Source organism: Comamonas sp. wu1-DMT (genome assembly GCF_040187805.1).
Taxonomy (GTDB): domain Bacteria; phylum Pseudomonadota; class Gammaproteobacteria; order Burkholderiales; family Burkholderiaceae_C; genus Comamonas; species Comamonas thiooxydans.
In genome coordinates, this window is record NZ_JBANEM010000001.1 from 289,881 (window position 1) to 302,559 (window position 12,679).

The 12,679-nt window shown below is 62.2% G+C and carries 15 protein-coding genes; all 15 read left to right on the top strand.

The annotated features are described in order from the left end of the window. Nucleotides 1-2 precede the first annotated feature (2 nt). The 15 genes from V8Z78_RS01295 (at nucleotide 3) to V8Z78_RS01365 (ending at nucleotide 12,616) form a co-directional block, all read left to right on the top strand. Nucleotides 3-578 carry a phage protein Gp27 family protein gene (locus tag V8Z78_RS01295; protein ID WP_003055984.1) on the top strand — a complete coding sequence of 192 codons (576 nt, stop codon included), beginning with the start codon at nucleotides 3-5 and terminating at the stop codon, nucleotides 576-578. Beyond that, on the top strand, nucleotides 578-2,116 hold the full coding sequence (locus tag V8Z78_RS01300; protein ID WP_349730745.1) for a terminase large subunit domain-containing protein: 1,539 nt from the start codon (nucleotides 578-580) through the stop codon (nucleotides 2,114-2,116). Before V8Z78_RS01295 ends, V8Z78_RS01300 begins: the two co-directional genes overlap by 1 nt. A gap of 166 nt (nucleotides 2,117-2,282) precedes the next feature. Beyond that, nucleotides 2,283-3,869 carry a DUF935 domain-containing protein gene (locus V8Z78_RS01305; protein ID WP_349730746.1) on the top strand — a complete coding sequence of 529 codons (1,587 nt, stop codon included), beginning with the start codon at nucleotides 2,283-2,285 and terminating at the stop codon, nucleotides 3,867-3,869. Further along, on the top strand, nucleotides 3,862-5,097 hold the full coding sequence (locus V8Z78_RS01310) for a PBECR2 nuclease fold domain-containing protein (RefSeq protein ID WP_349730747.1): 1,236 nt from the start codon (nucleotides 3,862-3,864) through the stop codon (nucleotides 5,095-5,097). The genes V8Z78_RS01305 and V8Z78_RS01310 overlap by 8 nt, the downstream gene beginning before the upstream one ends. Nucleotides 5,098-5,213: 116 nt before the next feature. Then, on the top strand, nucleotides 5,214-5,765 hold the full coding sequence (locus V8Z78_RS01315; protein WP_349730748.1) for a phage virion morphogenesis protein: 552 nt from the start codon (nucleotides 5,214-5,216) through the stop codon (nucleotides 5,763-5,765). Nucleotides 5,766-5,846: 81 nt separating this feature from the next. Continuing rightward, a complete protein-coding gene (locus tag V8Z78_RS01320) occupies nucleotides 5,847-6,992 on the top strand; it encodes a phage protease (RefSeq protein WP_349730749.1) in 1,146 nt (381 codons plus the stop codon). Nucleotides 6,993-7,027: 35 nt separating this feature from the next. Beyond that, nucleotides 7,028-7,438, top strand: a complete 411-nt coding sequence (locus V8Z78_RS01325; RefSeq protein ID WP_349730750.1) for a hypothetical protein — start codon at nucleotides 7,028-7,030, stop codon at nucleotides 7,436-7,438. Nucleotides 7,439-7,467: 29 nt separating this feature from the next. Next, a complete protein-coding gene (locus V8Z78_RS01330) occupies nucleotides 7,468-8,358 on the top strand; it encodes a Mu-like prophage major head subunit gpT family protein (protein WP_349730751.1) in 891 nt (296 codons plus the stop codon). Between the two features lie 38 nt (nucleotides 8,359-8,396). Further along, the gene (locus tag V8Z78_RS01335) at nucleotides 8,397-8,672 is read left to right on the top strand and encodes an HI1506-related protein (RefSeq protein ID WP_349730752.1); all 276 of its coding nucleotides are present in this window, start codon (nucleotides 8,397-8,399) and stop codon (nucleotides 8,670-8,672) included. Then, nucleotides 8,669-9,202, top strand: a complete 534-nt coding sequence (locus tag V8Z78_RS01340; RefSeq protein ID WP_349730753.1) for a gp436 family protein — start codon at nucleotides 8,669-8,671, stop codon at nucleotides 9,200-9,202. The genes V8Z78_RS01335 and V8Z78_RS01340 overlap by 4 nt, the downstream gene beginning before the upstream one ends. Before the next feature lie 8 nt (nucleotides 9,203-9,210). Then, nucleotides 9,211-9,651: a phage tail terminator protein gene (locus tag V8Z78_RS01345; RefSeq protein WP_349730754.1), complete on the top strand. Its 441-nt coding sequence runs from the start codon at nucleotides 9,211-9,213 to the stop codon at nucleotides 9,649-9,651. Between the two features lie 7 nt (nucleotides 9,652-9,658). Further along, nucleotides 9,659-9,859, top strand: coding sequence for a DUF7210 family protein (locus tag V8Z78_RS01350; RefSeq protein ID WP_349730755.1), 201 nt, complete (start codon nucleotides 9,659-9,661; stop codon nucleotides 9,857-9,859). A gap of 31 nt (nucleotides 9,860-9,890) precedes the next feature. After that, nucleotides 9,891-10,676, top strand: a complete 786-nt coding sequence (locus V8Z78_RS01355; RefSeq protein WP_349730756.1) for a phage tail tube protein — start codon at nucleotides 9,891-9,893, stop codon at nucleotides 10,674-10,676. A gap of 3 nt (nucleotides 10,677-10,679) precedes the next feature. Continuing rightward, on the top strand, nucleotides 10,680-11,228 hold the full coding sequence (locus V8Z78_RS01360) for a DUF6631 family protein (protein WP_349730757.1): 549 nt from the start codon (nucleotides 10,680-10,682) through the stop codon (nucleotides 11,226-11,228). 128 nt (nucleotides 11,229-11,356) lie between these two features. Next, nucleotides 11,357-12,616, top strand: coding sequence for a phage tail length tape measure family protein (locus tag V8Z78_RS01365; protein ID WP_349730758.1), 1,260 nt, complete (start codon nucleotides 11,357-11,359; stop codon nucleotides 12,614-12,616). The last annotated feature ends 63 nt before the right edge of the window (nucleotides 12,617-12,679 follow it).

Genomic DNA, 12,679 nt, shown 5'->3' on the forward strand with positions numbered 1-12,679 from the left:
CTATGGGCCGTAAAAGCTCCATCGACCGCATGACGCCGGAGGTCAAGGCCTATATCCAGGCCATGCTGGCTACAGGCAGCCAGACGCTGGACGAGCTGATTGCAGATCTGCAGCAGCGCTTTCCTGCGGAAGCCTCGGCCGGTGAGTTGCCCAGCCGCTCGGCCTTGCATCGCTATGGTGCCAAGCTGGACCGCCGACTATCCGCCATCCGTGCCAGTACGGAGGCTGCGCGCCTCATTCAGGCCCACACCGGCGACGATAAAGACGCTCGCTCCGAGGCGTTGACAGCCATGGTCCAGACGGAGCTGTTTGACGCCATCCTGCTGCTGCAGGAAGCCGACGACCCTGAAGCCGATCCTGCCGAGCGTGTTGAGCTACTGTCCAAAGCCGCCAAGAACATTGCCACGCTGACCCGCTCCAGCGTCAATCTCAAGCAGTTCCAGGCCAAGGTGGAAGCCGAGGCCCGAAAGCGTGCGCTGGAAGACGCTGCCGCTACAGCCGCGACTACGGCCAAAGCTCAAGGCCTGTCTGCCGGTGGCGTGGCCGCGCTGCGCGCCGCCATCAAGGGGGCCATGTAATGACCCAGGCACCCGCTGAGCTGCAAGCTCCCGAGCCCACGGAACTGAGCGAGGCCATCTTCATGGCCTACCAGGTCAAGTGGGTGGAGGACCAGTCCCCGGTCAAGATCATGGAGAAGTCACGTCGTATCGGTCTGAGCTACTCCGAGGCGGCCGACGATGTGCTCTATGCGGCCAGTGCTGAAGGGGCCAACGTCTACTACATCTCCTACAACAAGGAGATGACTCAGGGGTTCATCCAGGACTGCGCGAGCTGGGCCAAGGCCTTCAATGCGGCGGCTAGCCAGATTGAAGAGTCTGTGATCGAGGAGGAAGACAAGCAAATCCTCTCCTACGCCATCAACTTCGACAGCGGCCACAAGATTCAAGCCTTCACCAGCAACCCACGCAACTTGCGCTCCAAGGGCCGTCCCGGTGAGCGCCTGGTGATTGACGAAGCCGCGTTTGTGGACGATATCAAGGAGCTGCTCAAAGCCGCCATGGCCATGACGATGTGGGGCGGACAGATTCGCATCATCAGCACCCACAACGGCGAGGACAACCCGTTCAATGAGCTGATCAACGATGTGCGCGCAGGCCGTTACCCCTACAGCCTGCATCGCGTGGACTTTGATGATGCTTTGCGAGATGGCCTGTATCGCAAGATTTGCGCAGTCAACAAGAAGCCCTGGACGGCCGAGGGCGAGGCCACCTGGCGCGAAGAGATCATTGCGCGATATCGCCCCAACCAGGATGAGGAACTGTTCTGCGTGCCAGCCCAGGGCGGCGGTGCATGGCTGACTCGTGTCCAGGTTGAGGCCCGCATGGTCGAGGCTCCGGTGATCCGTTTCACAGGCACCAAGGACTTCAACCAGTCCAGCCCTGGGGTACGCCAGGTGCTGATGCAGGAGTGGATAGACACCGAGCTGAAACCACTGCTCAAGCGCCTGAATCCCGAGCTGCGCCATGCGCTGGGCATGGACTTTGCGCGGTCGGGCGACTTATCGGTGATCGCGCCCGTCGAGGTGGCCAGCAATCTGCATGAGCGTGTCCCGTTCCTGGTTGAGCTCAAGAACGTGCCTTACAACCAGCAGCTGCAGGTGTTGTTCGCCATCTGCGATGTGCTGCCACGCAAATCGGGAATCGTCATCGACAGCCGAGGCAATGGCAGCTTTATCGGTGAAGCAGCTGAGGATAAGTACGGTTCGATTGTCTTGAAGCTGATGCCCACCGAGGCCTGGTACCGCGACAACATGCCCGGCTACAAGGCCGCGTTTGAAGACGGCACCATCACACTGCCAAAGCACGACGGTCTGCTGCAGGACCACCGCGCCTTCAAGCTGGTGCGCGGCGTGGCGCGTATCCCGGAGGGCAAGACAGATGGCGACAGCCATGGCGACCGGGCCATGGCCTGTGTGTACGCCCATGCGGCCGCCAAGCTGCAAATCGCCCCTATTGGCTACACAGAGGTGCCAGGCCATACCAGAGGCTTTGACAACCGAGCCAACCCGGACCGTCAAGACGACGACTTCCACATTCCCGAACACGAGGGCTGGTGATGCAAAACCACCAAGCCCGAAAACAGCGATTTAAGCGATTTTTAGCCGGTGGACATGCAATGCCCCCGGTTTGCTGCATCCGGTGCCTTGTAAACGCGCCTAAACGGCTTCCCGCCGGAGGCGAGCTGCATACGCCCAACTGCAAAACACAAAGCGAGGTGCCGACATGGCAAAAAGCATGATTCTGGGCGCTGACGGCCAGCCCATCGACCTGGCCAGCGTGGACAAACCGCAGACTTCCCAGCTGGGCCATTTGCAGCGCGAACTGCAGACCCACCCGACCCGTGGCCTCACGCCCTCCAAGCTGGCCACCATCCTGGACGCGGCAGAGCAAGGCGACCTCACAGCCCAGTTCGACCTGTTTGAGGACATGGAAGAAAAGGACGGGCACATTGCCAGCGAAATGGGCAAGCGCCGCCGCGCACTGATTCTGGACTGGGAGATCACCGCACCCGACAACGCCAGCGCCCTGGAAAAGCGCAACGCCGAGCAGTTGGGCGAGCTGGTGCAGTCCATCCCCGACTTTGAGGACGTAATCTTTGATGCGACCGATGCCATCGGAAAAGGCTTTGCATGCCTTGAAATGGAATGGCACCGCACCGATGGCTTCTGGCTGCCCAAGACTGTGACTCACCGGCCGCAAAGCTGGTTTCAGCTGCACCGGGGCTACCGTCAGGAGCTGCGCCTGCGCAGCAACACCACGGATGCCGACGGCATCCAGGGTGAGGTGCTACGTCCAGGCAACTGGATCACCCACATCCACAAGGCCAAAAGCGGCTATCTGGAACGCACTGCGCTGTTTCGCCAGCTGGTCTGGACCTACCTCTTCAAGAACTACAGCGTGGGCGACCTGGCCGAGTTTCTGGAGATCTACGGTATCCCCGTGCGCCTGGGCAAGTACCCGCCCAACGCCAGCGAGCGCGAGAAGGCCACGCTGCTGCGTGCCCTGGTGGGCATTGGCCACAATGCGGCCGGGATCATCCCCGAGGGCATGCTGATTGACTTCAAGGACGCTGCCACCGGCGACCCCAAGGCCTTTGAGCTGATGATCAGCTGGTGCGAGCGCAACCAGTCCAAGGTCATCCTGGGCGGCACGCTGACCAGCGGCGCAGATGGCGCGGCCAGCACCAATGCCTTGGGCAATGTGCACAACGAAGTGCGCAAGGACCTGCGTGACGGAGATATCCGCCAGCTCAACGCCACGATCACCCGCGACCTGGTCTATGCCATTGCGGCCATGAACGGCCTGGCACTCGATGGCATCAAGCGCTGCCCACGCTTCGGGCTGATCACGGGCGAGACAGAGGACATAAAGGTGTTGGCAGATGCGTTGCCCAAATTGGTGGGTATTAACGTTCAGATTCCCCAGGAATGGGCCAATCAAAAGCTGGGTATCCCCATGCCCCAGCCTGGCCAGGCCGTGCTGGGCATGACGCCCCAAGTCCAGGACGTGCCCACGGGGACGGCCGCGCTGACTGCCCGCCGCATCAACTACCCAGACCCAACGCCAGCCCAGGCCATGCAGCCGCAACTGGCCAGCCAGCTCGAAAAAGCCACAGGTCCCTGGTTTGCGCAAATTCGCAAACTGGTGGAGTCTGCGACCAGCCTCGACGAGATCCGCGACGGCCTGGAGCGGCTCATCCCCGGCATGACCCTGGACCAGTACGCCCAGGCAATGGCCGAAGCCTTGGCAGCCGCGCAACTGGCTGGGCGCACGGAAGTGCTTCAGGAGGCTGGAGCCGTGAATGGCTGATGCGGCTTATGGCTCTCTGCCCTTCAAGGAGCAGGCCGAGTTTTTCCGGCGCAAGCTCAATCTGCCCACGACCAGCTGGACGGACATCTACACCCAGGAGCATGACTGGGCGTTTGTGGTGGCCGGGGCCAATAGAGACGCCATCGTCTCGGACTTCCGGGCAGCGGTGGACAAGGCCATCACTGGAGGCAGCACGCTGGAAGACTTCCGCAAGGACTTCGACCGCATCGTGGCCAAGCATGGCTGGGACTACAACGGCGGCCGCAACTGGCGCAGCAAGGTCATCTACGAGACCAACCTGGCCACCAGCTTTGCTGCCGGCCGTTGGGAGCAGCTGCAGCACGCGCCGTACTGGCAATACGAGCATAGCGACTGGGTAGAGCACCCGCGAGCCCAGCATGTGGCCTTTGACGGATTGGTGCTGGAGCGTGACAACCCTTGGTGGAAGCTCTACTTCCCGCCCAACGGCTGGGGCTGCCAGTGCAAGGTCAAGGGTCTGTGGCAGCGCGACCTGCTGCGGCTGGGCAAGCAGGGGCCAGACCCCACGCCTGAGATCAAATGGGCCGAGCATCTGATTGGCCAGCGCAGCCCCAATGGGCCGCGCACCGTCAGCGTGCCCGAGGGCATAGACCCTGGCTTTGAGTACGCACCCGGCAGTGCACGCCTGCGCAGCGCCATCCCGCCTGAGCGCCCTGATCCGCCAGTGCCAGGCAGCGCCGGTGGCCATGGCCTGCCCAATCTGCAGCCGCAGACAGCCCTGCCGCCGCCGCGCCCGGTGCCCAGCGATCTGCTGCTGCCCAAGGGCCTGCCGCCCGAGGAGTATGTGAAGGCCTTTCTGGAGCCGCTGGGGGCCAGCCTTGAGCAGCCCAGCATCGTGCGCGATGCGATTGGCGAGCGCCTGGTCGTAGGCAAGGAACTGTTTCAGACGGCCCAGGGCGACTGGAAGGTGCAGAAACTGGGCCGCGAGGTGTTCATACCGCTGCTAGCCAGGGCCTTGCTGGAGCCCGATGAAATCTGGGTGCGTCTGGAGTGGCTCTATGCCCTGGGCAAGGCTGTGATCCGTCGCCGCTATATCGCCCGCTTTGCCGTCGAGGGGCAAGAGGTGCCCACATTGGCCGTCTTTGAGCTGGGCTCCGATGGTTGGGCCGGCGTAACGACGTTTCAAGGTGCCGCCCAGAGCAGTCAGGACTGGCGGGTCGGAACCCGCCTGTACTCCCGAGAGGAATAAAAAAAACCCCAGCACGGCGCACACATGCTGGGGTCCTCCGGGGGTAGGGTCGGTTGGCTTGGCGCAGTCTTCTCCCCCGATGAGTTGATGACATTTTAAGCACAGGAGCGCAAAACATGGCAGGGGCAAATCTCACCATTGATACGGTCATCACAGGGCCTGATGTACTGGCACGCATGGATGAAGCCATGGGCAACACTGCGCCGTTGCTGGCGCGCATAGGCGAGTACTTGCAGGACAGCACCCGCAACCGCTTCGAGACCCAGGCTGGCCCTGACGGTACTGCCTGGAAGCCTCTGCAGCCGCGCTACCAGCGCCGCAAAAAGCAGAACAAGGACAAAATCCTGACCCTGGGCGGTTACTTGCGGGGCCAGATCCACTGGCAGCCGGACGGGGACGATGCCGTGCGCGTAGGCACCAACGCAAAATATGGCGCGATTCACCAGTTCGGTGGCACCATCCAGCAGCCAGCGCGCCAGGCAACGGTCCACTTTGGCGCGGGCAAGGCCAAGCACCTGTTCGTGAAGAAGAAAAAGGCCAAGCGCTCCTTGCAGGTCAGCATCGGGGCGCACCAGGTCAACATGCCAGCGCGCCCCTACCTCGGCGTCAATGCGGGCGACCAGGAACAGATCCGCCTGCGAATCATGGACTGGCTAACCGGCCAATAAGCCAACCTAGCCACAGCGCAGGGCGTATCTTGTGCCCTCGGCCAAAAGACCGCGCAGTCCCGCCCGCCGACCATGGCGGGCATGCCTTCCAAACCCATTCGCCTTGCCATCCTGAGCGGTGCCGCGCTGATCAGAAAAGCAGCGGTCGCTGCCTGCAGCTTCACGCTGGGTGACATCAACGCCCAGCAGGCCAATGCCAATGGCCGCTACTGGATACAGCTGACACCAGGCCAGGACTTCACGCCCAGCGACGGCCGCGTCATGGATGTGCCGGCCTGGCGCATCAATGCAGCCATCGCCACCCAGGTCATTGGCCGATTCGACGCGGCTCAGCCCCCCGTCATCGACTACGAGCACCAGACCCTGCACAAGGAAGCAAACGGCCAGCCAGCGCCTGCTGCGGGCTGGATTCATGGGCTGCGCTGGGCCGAAGGCTCTGGTCTGTTTGCCGAGGTCGAGCTGACTGCCCGCGCCCTGCAAGCCATTGCCTCTGGTGAGTACCGCTACTTCAGCCCCGTTTTCCTGTACTCGGCTGAGACGGGCGAAGTGCTCAAAGTGACCATGGGCGCGCTCACCAACAACCCGGCTATTCACGGCATGCAGGCGCTCAACACCATGCAGGCCGCCGCATCGGCGCAGTTTTCCACCCCGCCATCTCATCCCACCGAGGACCCCATGAACCCACTGCTCAAAGCATTGCTGGCCACTCTCGGCCTGCCCGAAACCACCACCGAGCAAGCCGCATTGACGGCCGTACAAGCCCACAAGGACACCGCCGAGGCGGCCCGCACTGCGCTGGCTTTGAAGGCCGAAGACGGTGCCACCGCCGTCACGGCCGCCTGCAGCGCGCTCACCACCAAGGCACCTGACCCCGCCAAGTTTGTACCGGTCGAGACCGTGACGGCCATGCAAACCCAGTTGGCTGCGCTGACGGCTCAGCAGCAAGCTGACCAGGTCGACAAGCTGATCCAGCCCGCACTGGCCGATGGCCGCTTGATGGCTGCCATGGAGCCTTGGGCGCGTGATCTGGGCAAGAAAGACATGGCCGCGCTGACGTCCTATCTGGAAAAGGCCCAGCCCATTGCAGCCTTGACGGGCACCCAGACCGGTGGCCTGCCGCCCACTGGCACAGCCAAGGGTGATGCGCAGCTCAGCACTTCCGAGCAAGCCGTGTGCTCGGCCATGGGCCTGACGCCCGAGCAATACAAGGCAGGCGGCGCAGCCTGACCTGACCCGGTTCAACCCCTTCAAGCGAGCAAGTTATGACCGCACTTATTCAAGACCGCAACACGCTGACCCGCAATGGCGACCAGAAAGAACCGCCTGTCGCTGCCAATGCACGCATTTTTGGCGGTTCGCTGGTGGCCATCAACGCAGCAGGCTTTGCCGTTCCAGGCTCCACAGCTCTGGGTCTGGTTGGTTGCGGTTGTGCTGAGGCCCGCGCTGACAACACGGGAGGCGCAGCCGGAGCCATTCGAGTGCGCGTGAGCGTGCGCCCCAGTCAGTTTGCCAACTCCGCGGCCACTGATGCCATCACCTTGGCCGATATCGGCAAGGACTGCTTCATCGTGGACGACCAGACCGTGGCCAAGACAGACGGCACCGGCACCCGCAGCCGCGCTGGCCGTGTGTTTGACGTGGATGCCGATGGCGTCTGGGTCGACTTCCGCTGATCGCTCCTTTCTGGAAAGCACCACTCACCATGATCATCAATCACGCAAACCTCTCGATCCTGAACCAGGCCTTCAGCGCCGCGTTCAAAAATGGCCTTGGTACGGCCTCCTCTCAGTGGAGCGGCATCGCCACCATGGTCCCCAGCAGCACAAGCGAGCAGAAGTACGGCTGGCTGGGCAAGATCACCAAGTTCCGCGAGTGGCTGGGCGAGCGCCAGGTACAAAACCTGCTCGCACATGACTACAGCATCAAGAACAAGACCTTCGAGAACACGGTAGGCGTCGACCGTGACGAGATTGAAGACGACCAGTACGGCGTCTACAAGCCGGTCTTTGAGCAACTGGGCCAGGATGCCGCGACTCACCCCGACGAGCTGGTCTTTGAATTGCTGAAAAACGGTTTTAGCCAGGCTTGCTACGACGGCCAGTATTTCTTCGATACCGACCACCCCGTGGGCATGCCAGGCAAACAGGCAAGTGTCAGCAACTTCCAGGGGGGATCGGGCGATGCTTGGTTCCTGATGGACACCACCAAGGTGATCAAGCCCCTGATCTTTCAAAAGCGTCGCGAATACGCCTTTGTGTCCAAAACCAGCCTGACGGACGACAACGTCTTCAACCAGAACAAATTCATCTGGGGTGCCGATGGCCGTAGCAACGTTGGCTTTGGCCTGTGGCAGCTGGCCCACGCCTCCAAGAACACGCTGGACAAACAGGCCTACGCAGACATGCGCGCTTCCATGCAAAGCCTCAAGGGTGATAACGGCAAGCCGCTGAACGTGCGACCTACCGAGCTGTGGGTACCACCCAGTCTCGAGCAGGCTGCGCTGGAAGTGGTCACCGCTGAGCGTCTGGCCAACGGTGCCACCAACGTCATGCGCAACACGGCCAAGGTCGTGGTCTGCCCCTGGTTGGCCTGAGCCACCGAATCTCCGTTCACTCACAGGAGCACTCACACATGAGCAACCAAAAGAAGCCCGCGCAGCAAAAGAGCAAGCCTGCAGGCGCATCCAACCAGGCCGTCAAGGTCATCCCCAAGCGTGCAGGCTTTCGCCGAGCAGGCTTTGCCTTCCCCGAAGAGGGGCTGACTATTCGCTTGAGCGAGCTGACCGACAAGCAGCTGGATCAGCTGGAAACCGAGCCCATGCTGGTTGTCATCCCTGTGGAGGTGGAGGCACCTGCCACGGCCGACGCCGACGCCGCGAAGCCGGCTGAAGAGAGCATTAGCGAGTGAGCCCGAGCGCCATGGCCTACATCAGCCCAATCGACCTGGCAGAGCGCCCAGGCGCCAAGGAACTGGCCGAAGTGGCCACGCCTGAGCACAAGCGCATTGTGGATACCGCTCTGATGGATGCCACCCTGCGCGGTGGCGACCGCAGCAGCTGGCCCGCCGAGGACCAGGCCGATGCCGATGCGGCCATGGCGCGCATTCAGGACGCCGTTGCTGAAGCTGATGCATTGATTGACGGATTCCTGGCCAAGCGCGGCTACCCGCTGCCGCTGGCCCCCGTGCCCCGCCTGGTGACGGGCTGGAGCCGGTCCATTGCCCGCTATCTGCTCCACAAGAGCCGCATCAGCATGGAGAGCAACGACCCCATCGTGCGCGACTACCGCGACGCCCTGAGGCTGCTGCAGCTCACGGCAGACGGCAAGTTCAGCCTGGGTGCCGACGACACCGTCGCCACGGGCGGTGCCAGCACCGATGTGCGCTTCAGCTACCCAGAGCCGGTCTTTGGCCGCAAGCAGCTCAACAGGTTTCGGTGAGGCGCGCCATGAACTTTGAACCCTTCGACACCGGCCTGGTCATTGAGCGCCTCAAGGCCCAGGTCACAGAACTGCGTCAGGTCGGCGGCGCTGCCGACTATGCCGCCGTGCAGGAGCTGCGTGGCTTTGCCGTGCCCAGCGCCTTTGTGATCTTTGCTGGTGAGTCGGGCAATGCAGCCCCAGGCCCGCGCAGTGCCCGCGTGCAGCCCGCCGTCACTCGTTTTGGTGTGGCGCTTGCCGTGCGCAATTACCGGCCTGGTGCCGGGGACCAGCTGGGCGACGAGCTGCGCAAGTTCATCGGGCTGACCCGCTCGGCCCTGATTGGCTGGGTCCCCCCTGTGCCAGGCGCAACCGCCTTGGCCTGGGAGGCCGGCGAAGTCATGGACTACGACAACTCGACGGTGCTTTACGTCGAGTCCTATCAATTGACCCATTTACTCCAAAAGTGAGGACCTCATGAGCACCACCAAGCCTGAAACCACTGCCAAGCCTGCTGAGACCGTGAAGGTCAAGCTGGGCAAGCCCCACACCCATGAAGGCAAGGACTACGACAAGGACGCCGAACTGACGGTGGACAAGGCCACCGACGAATGGCTGCGCAAGGCCGGCGTGGTGGGTACTGAGCAGACCTCCGCAGCTCCTGCTGGCCAGGCCTGATTGACAACCGCTTTCACAGGAGACCATCCTCATGAGCAAGCTTTTAGAGACTCTCTTCTACGGCCAGGGCCGTGTGTTTTCTCGCCCTTTTGGCTCCACTGGCGGTGGAGGCTGGGGCTGGTGGGGTGACGTATCTGCCCTGTCGTTTGGGGGGACCGACGAACAGGCAGCTCACAAAGAGAGCTATAGCGGGCAGAAGTCGAAGATTCGCAGCTTCTCCATTGGCGGCGACCGTACGCTGAAAGCGGTCTTGCACCAGGTGGACCCTGATAGTTTGGCGCAGCAACTGCGTGGCACCGTGTCGGAAATTTCCGCAGGCACTGTGACTGGCGAGATGTTCCCTAACCCCGTGGCTGTGGGGGATGTGATCAAGCTGGACAAGCCTTACAACGTTTCGGACTTGGTTATCACCGACAGCTCGGGATCGCCTGTCACGCTGGACCCCGAGCACTACGACGCTTATCTGGAGCACGGCAGCATTGAACTGCTGAGCCTTCCAACAGTCCCCGGCATTACGCAGCCCTTTAAGGCTGCATATAAGCAAGCGGGTGCCCGCCAGGTGGCCTTCTTCAATGCTGCCCCCAAGCTCATCCAGCTGCGCTACGAAGGCATCAACCTTGCGGAAAACAATGAACCAGTGATTGTCGAGTTCTACAAAGTATCGACTGCACCACTGCAGGAGCTAGCCTTGATCACCAGCGGCAATGAGCTGGCAGGGATGAGCATTGACGCGGAGTGCTTAGCTGACTCCTCTCGCCCAGCAAATGGTCCGTTGGGCCGCTTTGGCCGTTACGTCAAGATCAACCCTATCCAGTGAGTCATGGCCCAAGTTGTTCAAAAAGCCGCTGCTGCGCCAGCAGCAGCCCGAGAGCCCAGCGATATGGAAGTACTGCACCCCGAGCGCGTCCTGGTGCTGGGCGGCGAGAGCGTCATGGTGCGCGAATACGGCAATGTCGAATGGCTGCGGGCGCTGCCTGTGGCCGAGCCCCTGGTGGCAGCCATTGCCGCCTTACTGGCTGGCGAACAGGAACCCAGCTATGAGGTCGCATTGGATGCCATTGCAAGGCACTCGGACGGTCTTATTCCGCTGATTGCCCAGTCGGTGAACCGAGATGTGGCCTGGCTGGACACCCTGAGCCCCGGCGAGTTTGAAACGGTGCTGATGACCTGGTGGGGTGTCAACGGGCATTTTTTCGTGCGGCGCGCCAGCAACCGGCAGGTCATCGAGCAGGCAAGCGCCGTCATGAAGGCCAAGGCCGTGGCACTCGCAGCGCAGACAGCACTGTCAGCTGGGGGACCATCTACGCCACCCTCATCGCCAATGGGCACCAGCGCGGCGACCTCGGCACCTACACCGAGCGACAGCTAAAGCTGTTTTATAGGCAGGCCCTGCAGCTGGAGCGCCAGCGCAGTGCCATGCGCCTGATGGACGTCAACGCGGGCATGGCCGGTGGCGATGCCGCCAAAGACCGAATGAACGAGCTGAGGAAATAGACCATGGCCAACAGCAGCGACATGAACGTCGCGCTTCGCTTTCAAGCCGATGTCAGCCAGGCGCGGGCCGAGCTGAAAGCCTTGCGTGCGGATGCCGAGGCTGTTGGCCAGGGCGCTCAGAAGATCAACGCCGCACCCATCGATAAGCTGTCGGACAGCGCCAAGCAGGCGGGCACTGCTGCCAAGGGCATGGGGGCGGCCGCCAAGACAGCTGGGGCAGATACCAAGGGTATGGCCGATGCCAGCAAAGTGGCAGCAACCGCTGCCCAGGCTCAGGCCAAGGCCGTCAACAGCGCGGCCAAGGCCAACCAGGCTGCTGGCATCTCAGCCAAGCAGCTCGCCGCAGCAAACCGCATGCTGCCCGCGCAGATGACGGATATCACCGTGGGGTTGGCGACGGGCCAAAACCCGATCACTGTTGCTCTCCAGCAAGGCGGCCAGCTCAAGGATATGTATGGGGGAATCGTTCCAGCGGTCAAGGCTGTGAGCGCCGCGACCTTGGGCATGGTCAACCCCTACACCGTGGCGGCCGCTGCCGTGGTGGGCCTTGGCGTTGCCTGGCATTCCGCCGCCAAGGAAACGGAGGGCTACACCAAGGCCATCGTGCTCAACGGCAATGCCGCTGGAACCACCGTCAGCCAACTTTCCAGCGTCACGCGAGCAGTCGGGGAAATGACCGGCTCCTATGGGTTGGCCAACGAGGCTGTGACCGGCCTTGCTGCGACTGGCCGTGTCACCAGCTCAGTCATTGCACTGGCGGCGCAGTCCACTGTCAGCATGGCCCGCGCCACAGGGGCTGCTGTGGATGACATGGTCCAGCAGTTTGCCGAGCTGGGCAAGGCTCCGGTGGAGGCAAGCAAGAAGCTCAATGAGCAATACAACTACCTGACGCTGGCCATCTATCAGCAGATCAAGGCACTGGATGAACAAGGGCGTAAGGAGGAAGCTGCAGCGCTTGCTCAGCGCTCCTATGCGCTGGCCATGAATCAGCGTGCCAATGAGGTGCAGCAGTCTCTCAATGCCCTGGGTAAGTCATTCCAGTGGGTGGGCGACAAAGCCAGCAGCATGTGGCAGGCGATCAAGGACTCCGTACGCACCGCGCCGTTGGCGGCGCAATTGGCCGAGGCTCAGAAGGAGTATCGCTTCCTGGCCGAGAAGTCCACCCAGGGCTCAAAGATCGCCAGCTTTTTTGGTATTGAGGGCTATGACTCCACAAAGGACGACCGTCTCAAGGCACTGAAAAAGGTTACCGACCTGCAGTAGCAGCAGCGCGCAGAAGACGAAAGAGCCGCAGCGCAGCAAAAGCGGGCACAAGACGCGGCAGCA